This window comes from Mucilaginibacter aurantiaciroseus (assembly GCF_024055595.1).
Classification (GTDB): domain Bacteria; phylum Bacteroidota; class Bacteroidia; order Sphingobacteriales; family Sphingobacteriaceae; genus Mucilaginibacter; species Mucilaginibacter aurantiaciroseus.
This window is the reverse complement of record NZ_JAMXOF010000001.1, coordinates 299,279-320,816: the sequence shown is the minus strand read 5'-3', so window position 1 is coordinate 320,816 and position 21,538 is coordinate 299,279. Positions and strand designations below refer to the sequence as shown.

Annotated in this window: 17 protein-coding genes; 6 read left to right on the top strand and 11 right to left on the bottom strand. The window is 45.3% G+C overall.

Annotation, left to right across the window (positions count from 1 at the left end; genetic code table 11):
• Positions 1–121 precede the first annotated feature (121 nt).
• The 3 genes from NAF17_RS01470 to NAF17_RS01460 all read left to right on the top strand — a co-directional run bounded on the left by NAF17_RS01470 (position 122) and on the right by NAF17_RS01460 (position 2,919).
• Positions 122–646 carry an OmpA family protein gene (locus NAF17_RS01470; RefSeq protein WP_252756201.1) on the top strand — a complete coding sequence of 175 codons (525 nt, stop codon included), beginning with the start codon at positions 122–124 and terminating at the stop codon, positions 644–646.
• 112 nt (positions 647–758) lie between these two features.
• The gene (locus NAF17_RS01465) at positions 759–1,751 is read left to right on the top strand and encodes a DUF2157 domain-containing protein (protein WP_252756200.1); all 993 of its coding nucleotides are present in this window, start codon (positions 759–761) and stop codon (positions 1,749–1,751) included.
• Positions 1,738–2,919: a hypothetical protein gene (locus tag NAF17_RS01460; RefSeq protein ID WP_252756199.1), complete on the top strand. Its 1,182-nt coding sequence runs from the start codon at positions 1,738–1,740 to the stop codon at positions 2,917–2,919. The genes NAF17_RS01465 and NAF17_RS01460 overlap by 14 nt, the downstream gene beginning before the upstream one ends.
• A gap of 6 nt (positions 2,920–2,925) precedes the next feature.
• Here the strand turns inward: NAF17_RS01460 and NAF17_RS01455 are convergent, their stop codons facing one another.
• Positions 2,926–4,236, bottom strand: a complete 1,311-nt coding sequence (locus NAF17_RS01455; protein WP_252756198.1) for a hypothetical protein — start codon at positions 4,234–4,236, stop codon at positions 2,926–2,928.
• A 145-nt stretch (positions 4,237–4,381) separates the two neighbouring features.
• Between NAF17_RS01455 and NAF17_RS01450 the strand changes: the two genes are divergently transcribed.
• From NAF17_RS01450 to NAF17_RS01440, 3 genes are all read left to right on the top strand, one after another.
• The gene (locus NAF17_RS01450) at positions 4,382–6,745 is read left to right on the top strand and encodes a TonB-dependent receptor (RefSeq protein ID WP_252756197.1); all 2,364 of its coding nucleotides are present in this window, start codon (positions 4,382–4,384) and stop codon (positions 6,743–6,745) included.
• A gap of 177 nt (positions 6,746–6,922) precedes the next feature.
• Entirely contained in the window at positions 6,923–8,167 is a 1,245-nt protein-coding gene (locus NAF17_RS01445) for a cystathionine gamma-synthase family protein (protein WP_252756196.1), read from the top strand.
• 350 nt (positions 8,168–8,517) lie between these two features.
• Complete coding sequence (locus NAF17_RS01440) at positions 8,518–8,883, top strand: cupin domain-containing protein (protein ID WP_252756195.1); 366 nt, start codon at positions 8,518–8,520, stop codon at positions 8,881–8,883.
• 226 nt (positions 8,884–9,109) lie between these two features.
• Here NAF17_RS01440 and NAF17_RS01435 read toward each other — a convergent pair whose 3' ends face one another.
• From NAF17_RS01435 to kduI, 10 genes are all read right to left on the bottom strand, one after another.
• Positions 9,110–9,382 (bottom strand): chondroitinase-B domain-containing protein, encoded by a 273-nt coding sequence (locus NAF17_RS01435; protein ID WP_252756194.1) that lies wholly within the window; start codon positions 9,380–9,382, stop codon positions 9,110–9,112.
• Between the two features lie 22 nt (positions 9,383–9,404).
• Complete coding sequence (locus NAF17_RS01430) at positions 9,405–11,276, bottom strand: RagB/SusD family nutrient uptake outer membrane protein (protein ID WP_252756193.1); 1,872 nt, start codon at positions 11,274–11,276, stop codon at positions 9,405–9,407.
• A 21-nt stretch (positions 11,277–11,297) separates the two neighbouring features.
• Positions 11,298–14,534 carry a SusC/RagA family TonB-linked outer membrane protein gene (locus NAF17_RS01425; RefSeq protein ID WP_252756192.1) on the bottom strand — a complete coding sequence of 1,079 codons (3,237 nt, stop codon included), beginning with the start codon at positions 14,532–14,534 and terminating at the stop codon, positions 11,298–11,300.
• Positions 14,535–14,734: 200 nt separating this feature from the next.
• Positions 14,735–15,526: a DUF4350 domain-containing protein gene (locus NAF17_RS01420; protein WP_252756191.1), complete on the bottom strand. Its 792-nt coding sequence runs from the start codon at positions 15,524–15,526 to the stop codon at positions 14,735–14,737.
• 238 nt (positions 15,527–15,764) lie between these two features.
• Entirely contained in the window at positions 15,765–16,802 is a 1,038-nt protein-coding gene (locus NAF17_RS01415; protein WP_252756190.1) for a LacI family DNA-binding transcriptional regulator, read from the bottom strand.
• A gap of 90 nt (positions 16,803–16,892) precedes the next feature.
• Positions 16,893–18,185 carry an MFS transporter gene (locus NAF17_RS01410; RefSeq protein WP_252756189.1) on the bottom strand — a complete coding sequence of 431 codons (1,293 nt, stop codon included), beginning with the start codon at positions 18,183–18,185 and terminating at the stop codon, positions 16,893–16,895.
• Between the two features lie 14 nt (positions 18,186–18,199).
• Positions 18,200–18,850, bottom strand: a complete 651-nt coding sequence (locus NAF17_RS01405) for a bifunctional 4-hydroxy-2-oxoglutarate aldolase/2-dehydro-3-deoxy-phosphogluconate aldolase (RefSeq protein WP_252756188.1) — start codon at positions 18,848–18,850, stop codon at positions 18,200–18,202.
• Positions 18,840–19,877, bottom strand: a complete 1,038-nt coding sequence (locus NAF17_RS01400; RefSeq protein WP_252756187.1) for a sugar kinase — start codon at positions 19,875–19,877, stop codon at positions 18,840–18,842. The genes NAF17_RS01405 and NAF17_RS01400 overlap by 11 nt, the downstream gene beginning before the upstream one ends.
• Positions 19,877–20,692: an SDR family oxidoreductase gene (locus NAF17_RS01395; protein WP_252756186.1), complete on the bottom strand. Its 816-nt coding sequence runs from the start codon at positions 20,690–20,692 to the stop codon at positions 19,877–19,879. Before NAF17_RS01395 ends, NAF17_RS01400 begins: the two co-directional genes overlap by 1 nt.
• A 6-nt stretch (positions 20,693–20,698) precedes the next feature.
• Positions 20,699–21,529, bottom strand: a complete 831-nt coding sequence (gene kduI, locus NAF17_RS01390) for a 5-dehydro-4-deoxy-D-glucuronate isomerase (protein ID WP_252756185.1) — start codon at positions 21,527–21,529, stop codon at positions 20,699–20,701.
• Positions 21,530–21,538: the final 9 nt, after the last annotated feature.

The following is a 21,538-nucleotide window of genomic DNA, read 5'->3' as shown; positions in this document are numbered from 1 at the left end:
ACCAAATAAATAAGCTGCAAGATTTTTATGTTAAAATTTAGCACCCAATGTGCCTGTAATTGATATATTTACAATATCGGCCTGCCGAAAACGTTTTTTATACTTACCAAACCAACAAAACATGAAGTTTTTAAGGACATTCTACCTACCCATCGTAATTGTAACCGCCATAGCTGTATTGCCGGCATGTAAGGCAAAAAAGCCCATTGTTAAAGCACCGGAACCTGTTGTAGAAACCAGGCCGGCACCTGCGCCAACCCCTGCACCGCCACCGCCGGCACCAACACCGCCACCAGCCCCGGTTGAAAAACCCGACTATAATTTCAAAAACATCCAGTTCGAATTTAACTCGGGCATCTTAAAAACAGCTGCTTACCCCGCGTTGGATAAAGCAGCTGCCGAAATGAAGAAAGACCCAACCGTTAAGTTTATACTGAACGGCAATTCATCTGCCGAGGGCAGCGACGAGCATAACATGTTTCTTTCTGTAGAGCGTGCTAACGCGGTAAAAACTTACCTGGTTAACACTGGTGTAATTGCAGACAACATAGCTACAAAAGGCTATGGCGAAAGCAAACCAATAGAATCAAATGCTACCGAAGCGGGCCGTGTAATAAACCGCCGTGTAGAAATAAAATTACAATAACCTTTGTTTAGTTAAGTGTGAGGGGCCGGACATTTAAAAAATGCCCGGCCCCTTTTTATTGGCTGCGATGTTTACTTTGCTATCTTTATAAAGCAATAAACCTCGCACCATATTGGAAAACAACATCTACAACAAGCTACACGCCGATGGCTTCATCAGCGATGAGTCGTTTGAAAAAATAAAGGAAAAACACGCCACCCGGCTATTCTCTGTTCATTGGGAATTAAAAATATTGCTTTACCTCGGCGTAATGCTGCTATCGGGTGGTTTAGGTACGCTTGTTTACAAAAACATCGATACTATAGGGCACCAGGTTATTTTGGCGTTTATTGCCTTGATCTGTATTGGTTGCTTTGCATACTGCTTCAAAAACAAACTACCGTTTAGCCCGGGTAAGGTAAAAGCGCCCAATACCGGCTTTGATTATATTTTGCTGCTGGGCAGCATTAGTATGGTAACATTCGTGGGCTACCTGCAGTTTAAATACAATGTATTTGGCACTAACTACAGTATGGCAACCTTCATCCCCATGCTGGCCTTGTTCTTCATCGCATGTTACTTCGATCACTTGGGCATCCTGAGTATGGCTATAGCCAGTTTAGCCTTGTGGATGGGCGTATCTGTCACGCCAAAAACGCTGCTGGCCTACGGTACCTTCAACAATAAGGATATTATTTTCACCTACGTACTTTTCGGGATAATATTACTTGCGGCGGCTTACCTTACCGGGCGGTTAAATATCAAGCGGCACTTCAAATTCAGCTACCATCATTATGGGGTGCATGTAACTTTTATTGCTATACTGGCAGGTTTTTTTGAGTATTACGATAGCATTTTTTGTTATTTATGGCTATTTGCAGCATTTGCTTTAGCGTTATACATTTACCTTGATGGCTTTAAAGAGCATTCGTTTTACTTTGCACTGCTAAGCATATTGTACGGTTACTTTGCCACCTGTTGCCTGCTTGTAAAACTAATAGCTACCAGCAGGGCCAGTGAAGGGACTTTTGAATTACTGTTATTGCTTTTTATACTGTCGGCCGTGGGGTTGATATATCTTATTATACACGTTAACCATAAAATTAAGGCCGATGATCATCTATAATAAAGAATGGGTGCATAATATGCGCATTGTTGATGGGCTAAAAGATAAACTTAGGGAAGGCAGCATAACGCCCGAAGAATTTATAGCTGTTAAAACAGCTTACCCTTTTTATTTTTATTTGCCACGCCTGGTAATACGCGTGGGGTTATTTATCCTAACGTTTGTAATTGCTTCGTTCGCTACAGGGCTTTTTAGCTTACTTGGTTTAAGCACACACATGATTGATTCGCCGGGTTGGCCCATCTTTTTGGGCGCTGTATGTTATGGGGCATTAGAGTTTTTTGTTAAAGAAAACCGCTATTTCCATTCCGGGGTTGATAACGCCTTGCTTTATTATTCGGCATGTTTATTTGGGGGCGGGTTTATCTGGATGATCTCTAAAATGTATTTAACCGATGGTGATAACCTGCCATGCGCGATCATCATCTGCCTGCTCTGCATTTACCTAACCCTGCGTTTTGCAGATGTGCTTACTACCTTAGTAGCTTGCATTGCATTTTTCGCGGTAGTGTATTTTACCTGGGCAAAGGCAGGGTCTTTCGGTTTAGCTACAATGCCTTTTATGATGATGATAGCCGCAGGTGCGGTATTTTATTTAATAAATAAATTGGGCAAAGATATAAGGAATATTAACTATGAAAGCTGCATTGATTACGCTAAGATCATCAGCCTGCTAACCCTTTACGCGGCAGGTAACTATTTTGTGGTAAACCGCCTGAACAATATGCTTAACAACCTGAACGATTCGCACACTAGCATCCCATTTGGTTTTATCTTCTGGATCTGGACCATGCTGGTCCCTGTAGCGTATATCTTACTGGGCATCCGTAAAAAAAGTGCTATGTTCTTGCGATTGGGGATGGTTTTAGCGGCGGCATCTATAGCTAGTTTCCGCAACTATTACCATTTGCTGCCCATAGAAGCTATGCTTACCCTTGCGGGGATAATATTACTGGCGGCATCTTACACCATTATCAAATATTTGAAAACTCCACGTAACGGCATCACTTACGCAGAACCGGAAGAATGCAACGATTTTGATAAAATAAATATTGAAGCGCTAATAGTAGGCCAGGCAACATCGCACTTGCCCACCCCTGCACAACACCCTACCGACCGCTTTGGCGGTGGCACAGGCGGCGGTGGCGGCTCAAGTGGTGAATTTTAAGGGTGCTTATTTCTTAACCAAATCCGCCGTATTAACCGGGTTGCTTAGCAAGTGCCCAAACAACTCCCAGCGTTTGGTTGTGTCTTTTATAGTGCCGCCGTTGCGTTCTATGTAATCCTTAACCAAATCCTGCCCATAGTTATAGTTGATAACGTAGCTGCGGTATTTTTTGATAAAGCTGATAGATTTATTGGCCGTTTCATCATTCATCAGGCAGTACTTTCTTAAATAATTTCGCGCTTTGCTTTCGCTCATGGTTTCGTTTATTAAACCACGGGCAGCCTCGTTACGGGCATAGTTTAGGCGGCCTTTAATGGCAAGCGCTTTAAAATACATATCGATGCCTGCTGTATCTAAACCGGCAAGTGGCAGCAGGGTGCTTTTAGCAAATTTTACCTTGTCATCGCCCGGGAAGGCAACTTCTATCCCATAATTGGCGCTCCCCTCGGCAATAAGCGATTGCGGACTAAATAGCGGATACAATGAGATCTCTACCCAGCCCCTATCGTGATACAGGTTTTTCTCCAGCAGCATGTTGTACACGTGGTGGCCGGGATAACTCTCGTGGCTGCCTACATCGATGGCGCGGTCTATAAATATCTTCAGGTCGGTATTTATTTGTACAACACTTTGATATTTGCCTTTGTACCAGTTGTAGCCATTCCATGGTTTGTTGGTCACAAACTCCAGCGTAAAGTTTTCGCCGGCAGGTAGTTTATAATGGACAAGAGTGCGTTTGCGAGCCTCGGCAATAGCAGCTTTTACCACCGCATCCAGTTTATCTTTAGGGATGATGAATTTATTGGCCAGTTTCTGAAACCTGTCGTTCACATTTCCATTGCCGGGCAGCATGCTGTCCAGCTTATCTATATCCGCCTTAAAAAACTCCTCGGCATATGATGGTGCGGCAACGCCAAACAACTCGCGCGATTCTTCATCGAACGAACGATATTCACCGCCGTAAATTCTAACCCTCCTGCCAAAAGCTATCAGTTGGTTATACATCCAGTTAGCACGAATTTTATTTGAATCCACGGTCGATCGGTCGGCAATTACCTTAATATCATTCATCAGGCTGTTAATGTTAGCCAGGATGCTATCCCTCGGGAAGGTTTTACCGGTAATTTCTTTTGGTTTAAGCGAATCGGGGCCGTAGTAGGCATCCACAAAATCGCCGTCGTACTGCCCTATGGTAAGGCCAAGGGTTACATAATCCTGCGCAAGCTTATTTAGTTTTTTACCTTCAACCGTATCGGCCGGGTTTTGCTTACAGGCAAGCACAAATAATACAGGTATAAGCAGCAGTAACTTTTTCATGGGGCAGGTGTAGTAATGTACCGCGAAGTTAAGAAATCTTTTAAAAGCCTGTAAAATTACCATTAAGCCCTTATGTTCATTATAAATATTATTGATTAGCTGTAGTTAAACTTAGCGCTAAAAATCTCATCTTTGGCTTATCCGAATGAGAAATATACTATTACTCTTGCTATTTATAACGCCTTGTATCGCGCTTGGCCAAACGGGAACCATTCGCGGTAAAATAACAGCTACATTAAGTAACACACCCCTTATCGCAGTAAGTGTTACCGTAATTGCTACAGATAAAGGTACCGTAACAGATACCACAGGGGCGTACCAGTTAAACAATCTAAAACCAGGCTATTACAGCTTACAAATATCGTTGGTTGGCTACCGCTCAAAAACATTGTATGATATACAAGTAACCAATGCCAAAATAGCCGTAGCAGATGTTTCTTTAGATGATGACGCCCAAACCCTGAGCGAGGTAAAAATATCTGCAGCAAGATTTTATAAAACATTGGAAAGCCCGGTATCGTTACGCACAATTGGCTCTACAGAAATTAAGCGTAACCCAGGTGGCAACCGCGATATTAGTAAGGTTATCCAATCGCTACCCGGGGTATCGTCGCCTGTAAGCTTCCGTAATGATATCATTATCCGCGGCGGCGCCCCAAACGAGAACCGGTTTTATATCGACGGTGTCGAGATCCCCAATATCAATCACTTTGCCACACAAGGCTCATCGGGCGGGCCTGTTGGCTTAATAAATGTTGATTTTATAAACGAGGTTGACTTTTACTCGGGTGCATTCCCCGCTAACCGGGGCAATGCGCTAAGTTCCGTTTTTGAGTTTAAACAAAAAGATGGCCCTACCGACCGTACCAATGCTACATTAACACTTGGCTCCAGCGACTTTGCAGCCACTCTGGCAGGCCCGCTTGGTAAAAAAACTACCTTTATATCATCATACCGGTATTCGTATTTACAAGGCTTGTTTAAGCTTATCGGGTTACCGTTTCTGCCGTCATACCAGGATTTTCAATTTAAGTTAAAAACCAAGTTCAATCAAAAAAACGAGTTAACCATTTTAGGTTTGGGCGCCATAGACCGCTTTAAACTTAACTTTGATGCAAAAAAAACCGAACTAAACCAATATACGCTGGCAAACATTCCGGTTAACTCACAAAATAACTATACCGTGGGTGCCACCTACAAAAACTTTCGTAATAACGGGTACAGCCTATTTGTTTTAAGCCGCGACTTTTTAGACAACAAGGCTATTAAATACCAGGATAATAACGAAGCAGGCACTAAAACGCTTGATTATACATCTCAGGAAATTGAGAATAAGTTTAGGTTTGAGAACGTAAGCAGCACACATAATTACCGTATAAACTTTGGTGCCGGAGCCGAATCTGCACAGTACCAAACAAATACTTATAATTTACTCCCGTTTGGGAGCAACATATATACATCCCGTATCAGCTTTTTTAAATATAGCCTGTTTGGGCAGTTGAGCCGTGCCTACCTTGAAGATAAACTAAATCTCTCTTTAGGAATCCGTGCTGATGCCAATACATTTTCAGCCAGAATGAACGACCTGTCAAAGACGCTTTCGCCGCGTTTTTCGGCCTCTTATAATTTTACCAATAAGCTTAGCCTTAACTTCAACACCGGAATTTATTACCAGCTGCCGGCTTATACCGTTTTAGGCTACCGCGATGATGTTGGTGCAGAGGCCAATAAAAATGTCGACTACATTTCTAACAAACAACTGGTACTTGGCATAGAGTATAATACCCTAAAAAACACACGTTTCACTATTGAAGGTTTTTATAAATTTTATAAGGATTACCCGCTTGTGCGTGTTTTGGGAGATAGTATCCCCCTGGCTAACCTTGGTGCCGACTTTGGGGTTATAGGTAACCAACAAGTTGTTGGTGCAACAAAAGGCCGTAGCTATGGGGTTGAATTTTTTGCACAGCAACGCCTTAACAAAGGTTTTTATGGCATTTTATCGCTCACCTTGTTCCGTAGCGAATTTCAGGACAAGGCAGGTGAATATGTGCAATCGTCATGGAATAACCGTTACATATTAAGTATCACAGGCGGAAAGGTGTTTAAACGTAACTGGGAGGTTGGTGCAAAATTAAGGTACACTGGTGGTAGCCCTTATACCCCTTATGATGTTGTTTCATCAACCCTTAAAAGTAATTATGCAATTTTTCCGCAAGGCATCCCAAACTGGCAACAGTTAAATACCCAACGACTTAAAGATTTTTACCAGTTGGATGTACGGGTTGATAAGAAATACCCTTTCCGAAAATTTACGCTTAACATTTACCTCGACATCCAAAACTTAAGCTATAATCAATACCAGCTACAATCGTACCTGGTGCCAGACCGCGATGCAAACGGCAATATACAAGATGCCACCGGCGATCCATCGCGTTTTAAATCAAAACTTTTAGATAATAAGGGTGGCAATGTTTTACCTACGCTCGGGGTGATATTTGAATTTTAGGCTTAAACATTAGTAACCGCCAGGAAAATCAATAGTGTGGTATCTTAATAATTGATAAAATACTTAACTGCACAATATTGTAATTCGAACCTAAACTTTTGACCCGATATACCTTTAGCTTTGGTTTTTATAACGCAGATGGCTATAATTGCGAAATATTACTTTTTTAGATCCATCATGACAAAACAAAAAGGATTCACAACCACCCTGCTGCATGCCGACCGCCTTCGCAAACCAGAGTTTGGCGCATTGCACCAGCCCATACATACCACGGTTACCTGGGGTTTTGATGATGTGCAGGGCCTTGTGGACGTGTTTCAAAATAAGGCTAAAGGTTACGCTTACTCCAGGCAGGGCAACCCTACTACCGCCGCTTTAGAGAGCAAGGTAACCATGATGGAAGGCGGCCTGGCATCGGTAAGCTTTGCTACCGGGATGGCGGCTATTATGGCTACCGTTTTCGCGCTGGTAAAACAAGGCAGCCATATTGTGGCAAGCAGCTACCTGTTTGGCAATACCCGCAGTGTGCTGCAAACGTTTACCGAAATTGGTTTAGATATATCTTTTGTTGATGCCACATCTGTTGATGAAGTAAAAGCGGCCTGCAAGGATAATACTTGCATGATAATGGTAGAAACCATTGCCAACCCCGCCACCCAAATTGCCGACCTGGTCAACATTGGCGAATTATGTGCCGAAAAAGGTTATATCTACGTAGTGGATAATACCATGACATCGCCATACATTTTTCAACCAATTACGGTTAAGGCATCGTTGGTAATCAACTCGTTAACCAAATATATTGGCGGCCATGGCAACGCGCTTGGCGGCAGCGTTACCGATACCGGCTTGTACGACTGGGCTAACTATCCAGGCATTGCCCCTATTATTCGCGAGCAGATAAAACCCGACATGCAGGGCATTACCCAGATCCGTAAACGCGGCCTGCGCGATGGTGGCGGCACGCTTGCCCCTGAAGCGGCACATAGTTTATCGATAGGTGCCGAAACTTTAGCTTTAAGGCTTGAACGCGTGTGTGGAAACGCAGGCGAACTGGCCGAATATCTTGAAAGCCACCCGTTGGTTGACAAGGTTTACTATCCCGGCTTAAAAGGCCATCCGCAGCACGAGCTTTCTAAAAAATTATTCCGTTTCCATGGCGGGTTAATGAGTTTTGCATTGAAGGATGGTGTGGATACTTTCGCGTTTTTGAACCGCCTGCAGGTGGTTATTAAAAGCAGTAACCTTGGTGATACCCGCACTCTGGCTATCCCGGTGGCGCAAACCATATTTTTTGAGCTTGGTGCCGACAAACGTGCCGAAATGGGGATCCCCGAAGGGATGATCCGCCTATCAGTTGGTATCGAGGACCGAGAAGATCTGCTGGAAGATTTTAAGCAGGCATTGGATGCTGCTTTGTAAGCACCAAAACAGATAATACAAAAGGCAAATGAATTATCATTTGCCTTTTGTATTATCTGTTTATTTGAAAATGAGCCTTAGCAGGCATAGCTGCCGCACGCGCAGGCTCATTAGTGCACTTGCCCGGCAGCACATATATCACAATAAAATAACAATAGTTTACAGGCAACCACCGCCTAATTTTTTAGCGCCCCAGGCAGCTATTATCCCTCAAAAAAAAATATTCATGTATGCCTAACACACATTACAGCATATATTTTTGGCAAATAGTATCACAGCTATCTAATAACACAAATCAAAACCGGCAATTTAAACGCAAATATTTAGCTTAGCGGCCATCTGCATAACACATGATAAAAGCTTATAAACTATACACCGGCGACGACGGCCACTCGCATATCCAAACCGGCACTTTAGCCGAGGGTGCTTTTAACCAGGCCTCAGCCATCAGGTTCCAGGAATCGCCACCACATTCGTTTTACGACTGGCATAACGCCCCTGCCGATCAGTATGTGATCACCCTCTCGGGCACGCTGGAATTTGAAACTATGCCCGGCGAAACGTTCGTCCTTAAACCTGGTGAAATTTTAATAGCCATGGATACCACCGGCACCGCCCATAAGTGGAAGTTAATTGATGAGTCCCCGTGGATCCGCGTTTATGTCCCGTTTGACAGGTCGCAGCCAATACCATTTATAGCTGATGAGATAGCTTAGGCTTCCTTATTGCACAATTGGGTTTTTAGTATTGGTGATGTTGTTATTCAACAACTCGTTATTGTAAGGTGCAATGTCCTGCACGGTGGGCTATAGATAGCGCTTAGTGTCGAACTTACCGGTCCAGTCGGGGTTTTTGGCACCACCTGTGAGGATGCCGTATCGCAATATTTAATTTGGTTATTTTTAATAATGCAATCGCCGGCTGCAATGTAGAAGCCGGTATCTATTTTACCCTTCGCCAAGTATACATTAGCCTGATGGCGATGGGCAGTTTCTCAAATTGATTATTGCTGATGGTATGCCCGGTACCGTTTACGCGGATGCCGCCTGTGCCACCTTTAAAACGGTTGCTATCTACCAAACATTCGTGGCCGCCGCGCATCACCAGTTCGCCATGGCAATCTTCAACATAGTTATTGATATATTTATTGCCCGACGCCTTCTTATAAAGGCGGTGGTAAAAATTAAACCAGGCCCACACATGGGCCTGGTTCACTCAACTTAATACATTAACTCACTTATTCAACTATTTTATCTAAAGGGGGAATATTATTTTCGGAACCGGCATACCCTTTGTTTTGATTGATATGCCCGTTAATGTTCAGGTCAATCTCTGACTGGGGTACAGGCCACAACACGTGGTAAGGCGAAATGGTATAGTGGTTACCCGAGTTGGTTAAAACGTTAGGGTTTTTGTAGAAATCGTTCTTCTCCATTATCCTGTCGTAAAAAAAGTTGTTGGTTGCAAACGAACCAACCTGGTAAGTTTTACCATTATATGCCGCTTTGCCGGTTTGGGCAAATATGAAGGCGATACGGGTAAGCTCTGTTTTACGCGGCTCTTCCCAGTAAAGTTCGCGTTGGCGTTCATCTAATATGGTACCTATGTTTACCTTGCTGTCGTCTGTCAATAACTCTGCTTTTGCACGGGCCCTTACTTTGTTAATATCAGCCATGGCCAATGAGGTTTGGCCTTTCCACCAGTATGCCTCGGCTCGTAACAGGTAGGTCTCTGCCAGGCGGAAGATATACCAATCGGTATTGGTGCCGCGTGGCGGGCTCCACCATTTGTCTGCAGCTGTTTTACCCGAGCCGATAAACACCTTATAGTGCGGCCAGCCAAACCACGCGCGGATGGTATCTTTAGCACCATTCAAAAAGCGTTGATTTACGTTGGCAGCGGTGTATTGCTGCAGGTTTTTGCCGTACCATGTTGGGTCACTTGTTTTTAGCCCCGGCTGGTTATAAACCAGGTCGGTCATATCTGCCCACATGCCTTTGGCGTGGCGCAGATCTGTGTTATCCGTCCAGATGTATTTGGTAGCGTAAGGCGTACCACGCATCCGGCCAATACCACGGCCATATAATAAGGTAAGCGGGAACTCTACAATAACCTTATCAGATATGCCGGGGTTTAACGCGCCAGGTGTTAGGATGGTACCATTATGCCACATGGGCACACAGTTACGCATCACCTGCGATCCATTTGTGGTAGCACCTTCTAAAGCCTCGCGATCCATCACCACGTAAAGCGCTTCGGTGTTTGAGGCGATAGATTTATTCTCGGGGCGGTGCAGGTCCCAAACAACGTTTTTGCTAACATCGCTTGCAACAATACCAAAGCGGTTATCCATCAATGCATAGGGGCCGTTTATGGCGATGTTTGCCGATGCGATGGCATCATCAAACAAACCTAAAGCCAGGTTAATTTTGGTTAGCAAGTGGGCTGCCGCGCCTTTTGATGGCTCGCCTTTGTTGCCGTTATCTACCATTTTAGTAACCGCAAACTCCAAGTCGGTTTTCATCTTTTTAAGGATAACGATGCGTTGAGTGCTTTGGAACGCGGTGCTCACGATAGTTTCTTCTTTCAAGATCAATGGCACATCACCAAACTCGTGTACCAGGCGGTAATATCTGTAAGCCCGGTGGAAATAAGCACCTGCAAGCACCCTGTTCTTGTCATCGTCAGATGGCCAGGTAACGTCGTTTATCCTGCTGATAATCACATTTGCATCGTGCACACCCTGCCACCAAACCTGCCAGTAGCGGCCTATTTTGTTAAAGTCGTCGCTGTTTAGGTTAGCAGTTGGCGTTATGCGGATGTTCAGATCCTGCGCCGGGGTGGTTTTATCAGTAGTACCCTCCACAGCAGCATCGGTAAATATCGATTCCGTTAGCATGGGTGCCGAATCACCAAAAAATTCGAACCTTACACTCAGGTTTAAGTTTAGCAATGCCGCGCGGAATGCACCCGGGTTAGTTAGGGTATTGCCCGGCGTAAATTTCGACGGTGCCTCTGGGAACAGATCGCTCCGCTTGGTACATCCACCGGCTGCAAGCATGGCAGCAACGGCAAACACGGTTATTATACTTTTACTTATATTTTTCATAATCTGATTTTCCTTTATACTTTAAAAAGTGACGTTAACACCTGCGGCCAAAAATCTTGGGGTTGGGCCGCTGTTTTGTGGGTCCCACAATGGCCAGTCGGATATTACAGCGGCGTTAGTAGCATTTACAAAGATCTTTGCGCTGCTCATGCCTACGCGTTTGATCAAAGCCGGGGCGAATGTGTAACCCAGCGATACCGTTTGCAGCCTCACAAATGATGCTTTGCGCCACACGTTGATGGCTGTACCTGATGAGCCTGAGTTTAAGCGGGCGTAGTCATTAATGGGGTTATCCGGCGTCCAATACGGCAGCGCATACGAGCTCTGACGGCCATAACCTACACCGCCCGCGTTGTTGATAGCCTGGTTAAACTGTTTTAACTGACCGATGCTTGATACCAGCATGAACGAAAAATCAAAATGCTTAAAGAAGTTAAAATCGTTACGTAACGACCAGTTGAATTTCGGTGCTGTCGAACCCAGGAAAACCTTATCATCATTGGTGAATTTAAAGTCGCCGTTCATGTCCTGCAACTTAAAATCGCCCGGTACGGCACCGTATTTTTTGGCTTCGTCTACCTCCGGGGTTTGCCATACACCCTGGATCTTGTAATCCCAAACGGCATCAATATCATGGCCTACAAACCAGCCGTTACCACGGTCGTCATTTTCTTTGGTGATGGTGTTGCCGGCAGCGTCTTTGGTTTGGTATTCGCCGTAAAGGTGATTGATCTTGTTACGGTTAAGGTAAAAGGTACCCGTAGCGCTCCAGTTAAAATTCCTGCTTTGGATGATCTTACCCTCTATCAATACCTCTATACCTTTATTGTTAACCTCGCCAATGTTGGTGTACAGGTTTGAGGTGGCAAAGCCCTGTAATTGCAGCAACTCGCGTTTTACGATCAGCCCGGTTGTTTTACGGTTGTAAACATCTATCGATCCATTGATGCGATTGTTCAAAAAGGCGAAATCTAACCCTAAGTTAGGGCCGGTTGTGCGCTCCCAGGTAAGGTCGTTGTTTTGTAATGAGGTGATAAAAACGCTGTTGTTGTTCACCAGGCTCCCATCAGGGCCAACCGTTGGGTATTTGGCGGTGCTGATAGCAGCTAGGGCAAGGCTTGGATCTGCAGTGCCGCTGGCTAAACGGTTACCATTAGTACCATACCCAAAACGCAGTTTACCATAGTTTAACCATTTAAAGAAATCGGTTTTAAAGAATTTCTCCTCGCTAAATGTCCAGGCCACAGCTGCATCCTGGTAGTTTTGACGCGGCCTTTTTAAGCCGAACGGCGAGAAACCATCCCGGCGGGCAGTAAACGTAAAGTTATACTTGCCTAACAGGTTGTAATTGATCCGCCCCATTATCGCGTCGGCATTATACACACGGTCGTCGCTACTTTCTATAGGTAATGTACCAACGCCAATGTTGTGGTAGCCTAAAACATCGTTCGGGCTAAACTGCGAGTTGTAGGCACGGGTGTACCAGGTTTGGTATTTCTCTTTATTCAACAGGAATGTAGCATCAAAGGTATGGATGCCGAATGTTTTGTTCCAGGTTAAGATGTTATCCAGATTGTAACGGTAGCGCTGCTCCATCGAGCGGTAGGCGGTACCCGTAAGCCCGTTTACCGGGATCTCGTTGGGGTTTGCGCCCGGCCTGAAGAAGAAGTTTTTGTACGACTCGAATTGCGGGGAGAAGTTTAGCGTGTATTTAAATCCGAAAGGAAGATCGACCTTGGTGAACAGGTTGGTGAACAATACGTTTTGGGTGTACAAATTGTTATTGTAACGGCTACCCAGGAATGGGTTACGCTGGGTTAAGCCGCTATCGTCCGTAGCTATCCGGGTTAAATTGCCATCAGGTTTGTAAACGTCCCCGTAAGGAGATGATTGGATGATCTGACCCCAATCGGCCTCGTTAAGGTCGTAACCGGCAACGTTGAACGGGTTGCTCGAGTGGCTTTCATCGCGCACCGCGTATTGGGCATTAACACCCACGGTTAAAAAGCTGGCGGCCTTACCCTCCAGGTTCACACGGAAACGGGTATTGTTGTAATCGCCGCCCTGGATCAGGTTTTGGTTTTTGGTGAAGTTGCCCGAAAAGTAGTAGCTAACCTTATCGCTTTTGCCGGATAAACTCGCGGTATAATCCTGGCGGATGCCATCCCTAAAGATCAGTTTTGACCAATCGGTAACCTTACCTGCTTTGTAGTTGGTTATCTCGCTAGGGACCAGGCCAAGGCGCTGAAGATAAACATTAACCGGGTCGCCGGTAGCGCCTGAGAGATATTGGTCGAGCGTTACGCCCGACGGAAGGTTTCTGGGGTCGCTGTAAAAATAGGATGGTTTGGTTGAGTTAGCGCTACGCTGCACATCAGAACGCCAGTGTAGGAAGTCCTCTCCCTGGTAAAATTTCTGGTTTTGCAGCAACTGGGCAACACCTGTATTGGCGTTTAGGCTAACCACCGGGGCACCTGTTTTACCTTTTTTAGTGGTGATGGCAACTACGCCACCGGCAGACTGCGCGCCGTAAACGGCCAAAGCACTTGGGTCGCGCAGCACATCTACCCTGTCAATATCATTTGGGTTAATATCGGCAAGGTCACCGAAAAAGATCACCCCATCCAACACGATCAATGGCGATACGTTACCGGACAGACTGGCTTTACCCCTTATTTGCAGATCGCCCGCGCCACCACCTTTGGCAGAGGTGTTTAGCCCTACCGAAATGCCCGGCACCGCGCCACGCAATACATCGGTAACGCTGGCTGGGTTGTCATTCTCAAATTTATCGGCCTTTACGCTGGTGATAGCGCCGGTTATATCTTTTACAGCACGTGTGCCGTAACCAATAACCACCACCTCGTTTAAATCTCGCGAGTTTGGCAGTAGCTGCACGTTATATTCGGTAGCGGCACCAACGGTTACTTCTTTAAGGTGGTATCCAATAAATGTGTATACCAATATAGCACCTTCATTTGCTTCAATTGTAAATTTTCCGTTCACATCGGTAGTGATGCCAATGATGGTACCTTTTATGCGTACGCTTACACCGGGTAAGGGCAGGTTCTTTTCATCGGTAACGATACCGGTAATTTTAGCCTGGGTTGCTTCCCGGTTGTATTTTATAACTGCTTTAACAGCCTGCTCCTTCTGGTAGGGGCTGTACGCGTAAGTGTTCCCAACCAACGCAAATAACGTTATGGTGGTGAAAACGGCGCACTTTTTTAGTGTTTTTTGTAGGGGTCTACTCTTCATATTTATATGCTAAGAATTAAGTTTTCAAAAAAATTGGCAAAAGGATTTAACTGCGGGTATTGCACCGCAAATTTTTGCTTTCGATAAGATGTTACCTTATTTTTTTAGAGGTTGTCTGGGTATGGCATCAGCGGTGATCTATATCATTGGCTTTCGGGTTTTTTATTGTCATTGGTTTCTGGGGTTTAGTTAACACTGGTTTATTGGTTTAATTTTTTGTGAGATAAAAGGAATGTGGTAAGCTCTATAGCAGCCTTATCGTTGTCGAAGCCCGCAGGCAGGCGTCCGTTTACATATTCGTTATACAGCCAAGGGTCACCAACGGCAAAAATTGTTCCCTTGCCGTACCGTACAATGGCGGCTATTGTTGAGCCGTTCGCTGATTTTAAGATCGATTTTGCGCTGCCGGTTAATGCTATGCTGCAAACGTCTTTCATGAAAACTTTCCTGGCCGTTTTAAAGACGAAATTGTGGCGGATCAAAGTTGCGCCGTCCTCAAAATGAGCGTCGTCAACAACATGGTTTTGCATGTCGTTATTAAAATGCAAGCCAAATTTTCCTGCCAGGATATTGAAATTCGGCAGCTCCACATTGGCGCTGTCGTTGGCCATCAGCACCAGCTTGCCGCCTGCTTTTACCCACTGGGCAATGTTTTCGGCATCGGCTTTGGTGATATAATTAGGTAATGGATTTTCCTTTTTGCTATCCGGGTCAACAATGATGTAAACAACTATTCCTTTAAGGTTTACAGCAGTTGGCGCAACCTCTAAAGTGCTTAAAATTGCACCCTGCAATTTAAAGATCTCGCCCCATTTAGAGAAGCCGGTATTGGCAGTATCTTCCCATAAATAATGAAATCGCTCGGGCTGCCCTGCTTTATTGGTACACGTTTCCCGGTTAAAGTGATGATCGAGCGTAACCGTTTGCCCCATTACCTTAATGGTAACAATTGAATACACGAAGAGTGTTACAACAAACAGCTTGCGTTTCATTTCCGTAAAAAAAAATTTTAATGTGTATACAGCGTTTATAATTGGTATATGTATAACTGCACTAACCAAAAATACCTTTGTTAGCTTAACGTTGGTATTGTTTAGGCATATTTATTTACTACATCGTTTTCGCTACGTGGCAGTTACGTAATTTTTGACGCTTATAAACCTGGTTTAGGCTGGCGCTGTCTCAAAAACAATTAAAAACACTAAGGTGGAGATTTTATTAAGCAAGGGATTAAGCTTTTTTAGGAGCGGTAGAGTCGCGTGTTACCAGTTGGGTTGGCAACACAATAGTTTCAAATTCGTACACGGGGCGTTTGGCCAAAATAAGTTCTAAAAGCTTTTGGGTAGCCTTTTGGCCCATCTCGAAGCCGGGCTGGTAAACCGAGCTAAGTGAAGGGTTAAGCACATCGGCAAGGGTGGTATTGGTGTAGCCTATCAGGGCAATTTCCTGCGGAATTTTGATCTTCAGTTTGTTCATCAAAAACAGTGTTGTGGTGGTTATTCTGTCAGATGTGGTGAAGATGGCATCGGGTTTATTGTCAACTGCAAGCAGTTCGGCTAAAGCATTTTCTATCTCTCCAATATCGCGGCCGCCATGCGGGCAGTATTTGATGATGCTTTCATCTACAGCAATACCGGCTTCTTCCAACGCTTTTTTGTATCCCGCGAAGCGTTCTTTGGTGATGGAAATATTTGGCGGACTGGTAATATGCGCTATCCTTTTATACCCCGAATCCAGCAGGTGGCGGGTGGCATCGTAACCGCCTTTAAAGTTATCGGTAATTATTTTATGGGTATCGATCTCATCTGTTATCCGGTCAAAAAACACAATGGGCAACCCCTGGCGGTGCAGGGTTTTCAGGTGTTCAAAATCACTGGTTTCAGTTGATAACGAGATCAGCAAACCATCTATAGAATGGTGCGTAAGGTGCCCAACGTTTTTCACCTCAATATCAAACGACTCGTGCGTTTGGGTGATTATGACGTTGAAACCGGCCTCGTAAGCAACCGACTCGATCCCATTGATCACCTGCGAAAAAAACTGGTTCTCGATGGTAGAAACTACAATACCTATTGATTTGCTGTGCCCCTGCTTTAAGCTTTGAGCCATTGGGTTGGGGCGGTAGTTATGCTCCTTAGCATACTCCGTTACAATTTTTTTGGTATTCTCGCTTATCTCGTAACTATCCCGCAAAGCCTTTGAAACCGTAGAAACCGAAAGATTTAGCGCCGCAGCAATATCCTTAATTGTAATTGAACTGAAATTCATATTAGGTTGCACGTTAAGCAAACATCACTGCACCAGCTTAACATTGTACTAATATAGAAAATCTTTACCTGTTTATCTAAATTTAGGCCACTACAATTTTACAATTCTGGGTTTAGGCGATAACAAATGCATAATAAGCCACGCCAGCAAATAGGCGCAGGCGCAAATAATAAACAAGATGTTGTACCCGCCTGTAATATTCCCCGCGGCTTTGGCCGAATCCAAGATCCAGCCGATGAAGAACGGGAAGGCTATACCCCCAATTGAACCCGCCATCCCCCCAATACCTACTACCGAACTTACGGCCCGTTTCGGAAACATATCTGACGCGGTTGTAAAAATATTGGCGCTCCAGGCTTGGTGAGCCGCGGCTGCCAGACTAATTAAACCTACCGCCTGCCAGATGTTGGTTGCGTACCGCGCCGCGAATATCGGCACCACGCAAAGCGCGAAAATAAACATGGCGGTTTTGCGCGCCTTAAATATGGGCATGCCCCTTTTTATAAACCACGATGATAAATAGCCGCCGCCTATACTGCCAATAGTGGTAGCGGTATAGATCAAAATTAGCGGCAATGATGGCTTTTTAAGATCAAGGTTGAACGTGCTTGAAAAATAAGACGGCAACCAGAAAAGGAAGAAATACCACATCGGGTCGGTTAGGAACTTGCCTACTACAAATACCCAGGTTTGCCTGATGCCAAATAGCCTGCCCCATTTTATTTTTTCTTCGGGGACATTCTCCGTTACCGGCTCTTCTATATCACTATGGATATGCTCAAACTCGGCCGCGTTTATTTTTTTATGCCTTGACGGGATCTCGTAAAGTATCACCCAAAAAAACAGCCATACAAATCCTATTGCACCCGTTATAACAAAAGCCATCTGCCAGCCATAAATGCCCAGGATCCATGGCACCATAGCCGGCGCCAATACCGCGCCAATGTTAGCACCCGAATTAAAGATGCCCGTAGCCAAAGCACGCTCTTTTTTGGGGAACCATTCTGCCACAACTTTTATAGCCGCCGGGAAATTCCCCGCTTCGCCCAAACCTAAAGCCGCCCTTACCGCGCCAAAACCCAGGGTAGATTTTACGATGGCATGCAGCATAGCCGCCAAACTCCACACTACCAGTGATATAGTATAGCCCAGTTTAGTGCCTATTTTATCGATAATACCCCCAAAAGCGAGCAAACCAAGGGCGTACGCGGCCGAAAACGCCATAACAATATGGCTGTAATCGGTCTCTGTCCAGCTAAATTCTTTTTCGAGCGTTGGTTTCAGGAAGCCGATCACCTGCCTGTCGAGGTAGTTAATGGTGGTGGCAAAAAAAAGCAGTGCAATTACCACCCATCGGTAGTTGGTTCTTTTGGTATCGCTCATAATTGGTTTATATTTTACCTTGCCGATGCTACCATTTGCAGCGCCCGCAGGGTTTCGGTATATAATTGGTCGTATGCTTTATTGTCGATAACATCTTTCGTGATCAGCTTGCTGCCCATCCCAACAGCTGATACACCGGCCTTAAACCAGCCACTAATGTTCTCCTGGTTCATTTCTACCCCACCCGTTGGCATCATTAATAGCCCCTGGAACAGGTCTTTTACTGCCGATACAAAGCCCGGCCCCAACACATTGGCGGGGAATAGTTTTACAAACGTAGCCCCAAGTTCCTGCGCTTCGTACATTTCGCTCGGTGTCATACAACCAGGAATCCAAAGCAGGTTATGCTGTTTAGCTACGGCGGCCACTTTGTAATTTACCAAAGGCGAGATCAGGAAATCGGCCCCGGCCTCAACAAAAGCTTCAGCCTCTTGTGGAGATTTTATGGTGCCGATACCAAGCAGCAAACCCTGCAGGTCCAGTTTCTTCAGCGCCTTAAAATTCGCGATAGCTGCATCACCACGGTTGGTATATTCAATAACCCTGATGCCTGCCTCATATAGTTTTTGGGTGATAGCGATGCTTACCTCCGCGCTGTCGTTATAAAACAGCGGCAGCATGCCCTGCTTAATAATGCTATCCTGTATGTGCGCCTTATCTGTCATGTTTAATAGCTTTGGTTATTTGCGCCACGGTGCTTTTTGTAGCATCACCAGGGATGGATAGTTTTTCGAAAGCCGCGGCGGTGGCAAAATCAAGCGTATCTTGCGGCTGCATTTGTTCGCAATAACCATAAATTAGCCCGGCCATAAAGCAATCGCCGCTGCCTACTTTGTCGGTTACCTGCTCGGCAACATATTCGGCGCTGTTATGAAACTCGCCGTCCTGGTAAAGGGTGGTGTAATATTTTATCCCCTGCTGATGATCGAACCTAAAGGTATTGGCAACTGCCCTGCATTTTGGATATTGTGCCATAATCTTTTCGGAAACATTCGCTGCTTCTTTCAAATAGTTTTCTTTTTTGCCGATGCTGTGGATATTCGCATCAACCGCTATCCCTAACAAGCTTTCGGCTGCCCAAACATTGCCCATTATTAGGTTACAATACTTAGCAAGCTTCGGCATAATTTCTTGCGGATGCTTGCCGTATTGCCAAAGCCTGGCGCGGTAATTCAGGTCGATAGATATTGTAATATTGCGTTGCGATGCAGCTTTTAAAACCTCCTCGCAAAGATCGGCGGTTTGCTGGCTAAGCGCCGGGCAAATAGCGCTAAAGTGAAACCAGGTTACGCCCTGCAACACTTTATTACAGTCGATGATACCGGGACTTAACTCCGCAAAGGCCGAGCCTGCACGGTCGTAAATTACGGCATCATGTTTCATATCTGCACCTTTGGTCAGGTAAAACAGGCCAAGGCGGTTGCCACCTTTAAAAATGGCCGAGGTATTAATACCCAGGTTAGCCATATAATTAATCAACGTACTTACAAGCCCGTTATCCGGCAAAGCCGTAAAGTATTTTGTTTCGATGCCCCATAAAGCAAGCGCTGTGGCTACATTTAATTCGGCACCGCCGACATGAACGGGCAACTGGTTTGATTTTAGCCAATCGCCATCCGCATCGGGACAGATCCTGAGCAGTAGTTCGCCAAAGGTTAAAACAGCGCCGGTATTTGATGTAGCTATATCCATTATACGCCGCCAAATATCGAGAACCCCCCATCAACACATATCATAGATCCGGTTACAAATGCCGAGGCATCGCTCAGCAGCCAAACCAGCGCGCCTATCAATTCATCCGGGTTGCCGAAACGTTTAAACGGTGTTTGTTTGATAACCTTTTCACCTCTTTCAGTAAAGCCGCCATCAGGTGTGGTCAACAGGTTTCGGTTTTGTTCGGTTAAAAAGAAACCCGGCGCTAAGGCATTCATGCGGATAGCATCACCATAACGGTTTGCCAACTCCACCGCGAACCATTGGTTATAGCAATCAACCGCGGCCTTGCCCATATTGTATCCAAGCACTTTTGTTATAGCCCGTTTAGAGTTCATGGACGAGATATTAACGATACTGCCCTTACCCGTTTTGGCAATGGCCTCGCCAAAAACCTGTGTAGGTAAAAGCGTTCCCCAAAGGTTTAGGTCAAGCGTGCGTTTCATTCCATCAATATTCATTTTAAAGATATCCTCATCGGGTTGTAAAACGCCTTCGGGCATGTTGCCGCCAGCACCGTTCACCAGGCCGTCCAATCGCTCAAATTTATTAAGCAAAGTTTGTTTGGCGGCTTGCAGGTCCTGCTGGTTCAAAACATCGGCGACTAAGGCAATGGCTTGTCCGCCGTTTTTGTTAATTGCATTGGCACGTTCTTCGGCAACCTCTTTATTGCGGCCCAAAATGCCTACCGCGCCGCCCGCCTCAACAATACCGTTGATGAACGAGTTGCCCAGTATGCCGGTACCGCCGGTTACTACTATTACCTTACCTTTTAAAGAGAACTTATTTTCCATGGTCTGTTACCTGATGTCTTCAATTTTTATCGCGTCCATATCGGTATAGTCCAGGTTTTCGCCGCCCATACCCCATATAAAACTATAGTTGCTGATACCCACGCCGGAGTGCATACTCCATGGCGGCGATATCAGTACGCTATAGTTATCTACTAAGATATGTCTTGTTTGCGTTTCTTCACCCATTAAATGAAAAACCCTTTGCCCCGCGGGGATGTCAAAGTAAAAGTAGGCCTCCATCCGGCGGTCGTGCACGTGGGGTGGCATGGTGTTCCATACACTGCCCTGGTGCAAAACTGTTAAGCCCATTACCAGCTGGCAACTTTGGATGCCCGCGGTGTGGATGTATTTGTTGATGGTACGTTTATTAGCGGTTTCATCAGCCCCGGCATGAACTTTTTCGGCCTGTTCTAACGTCATTAATGCGGTAGGATAATTTGTGTGTGCAGGTGCCGATAAAAGGTAAAAAACAGGCGGATTTTGGTGATTTTCGGGCGCAAAAATTACCTCTTTTGCACCCTTGCCAATGTACAAACAATCCATTTTTTGGAGATTGAAAACCTGCCCATCAACAGTAACCGTACCGTTCCCCGCCACGTTGATGATGCCTATTTCGCGCCGTTCTAAAAAATATCCGGCTTTCAGGTTATCATAGGTTCCCAGCTTTAGGGGTTGGTTTACAGGGTGCGCTACGCCGGCAATAATGCGGTCGTAATGGGTGTAAACGCAGTTTACCTGGTTGGGCTGTACAAGGTTATCTATTAAAAAGCGGTCGCGTATCTGCTCAGTCCTATAACTTTTAAAGTCGTCAGGATGAACGCTGTGTATTACTCTCAAAACAAAAGA

Coding starts and splice junctions, on each gene's coding strand:
- NAF17_RS01470 (WP_252756201.1), top strand. CDS start 122: ATGAAGTTTTTAAGGACATTCTACCTACCCATCGTAATTGTAACCGCC.
- NAF17_RS01445 (WP_252756196.1), top strand. CDS start 6,923: ATGACAAAACAAAAAGGATTCACAACCACCCTGCTGCATGCCGACCGC.
- NAF17_RS01420 (WP_252756191.1), bottom strand. CDS start 15,526: ATGAAACGCAAGCTGTTTGTTGTAACACTCTTCGTGTATTCAATTGTT.
- NAF17_RS01395 (WP_252756186.1), bottom strand. CDS start 20,692: ATGGAAAATAAGTTCTCTTTAAAAGGTAAGGTAATAGTAGTAACCGGC.
- NAF17_RS01455 (WP_252756198.1), bottom strand. CDS start 4,236: ATGAAAAAGTTACTGCTGCTTATACCTGTATTATTTGTGCTTGCCTGT.
- NAF17_RS01450 (WP_252756197.1), top strand. CDS start 4,382: ATGAGAAATATACTATTACTCTTGCTATTTATAACGCCTTGTATCGCG.
- NAF17_RS01440 (WP_252756195.1), top strand. CDS start 8,518: ATGATAAAAGCTTATAAACTATACACCGGCGACGACGGCCACTCGCAT.
- NAF17_RS01425 (WP_252756192.1), bottom strand. CDS start 14,534: ATGAAGAGTAGACCCCTACAAAAAACACTAAAAAAGTGCGCCGTTTTC.
- NAF17_RS01430 (WP_252756193.1), bottom strand. CDS start 11,276: ATGAAAAATATAAGTAAAAGTATAATAACCGTGTTTGCCGTTGCTGCC.
- NAF17_RS01460 (WP_252756199.1), top strand. CDS start 1,738: ATGATCATCTATAATAAAGAATGGGTGCATAATATGCGCATTGTTGAT.
- NAF17_RS01405 (WP_252756188.1), bottom strand. CDS start 18,850: ATGACAGATAAGGCGCACATACAGGATAGCATTATTAAGCAGGGCATG.
- NAF17_RS01410 (WP_252756189.1), bottom strand. CDS start 18,185: ATGAGCGATACCAAAAGAACCAACTACCGATGGGTGGTAATTGCACTG.
- NAF17_RS01400 (WP_252756187.1), bottom strand. CDS start 19,877: ATGGATATAGCTACATCAAATACCGGCGCTGTTTTAACCTTTGGCGAA.
- NAF17_RS01415 (WP_252756190.1), bottom strand. CDS start 16,802: ATGAATTTCAGTTCAATTACAATTAAGGATATTGCTGCGGCGCTAAAT.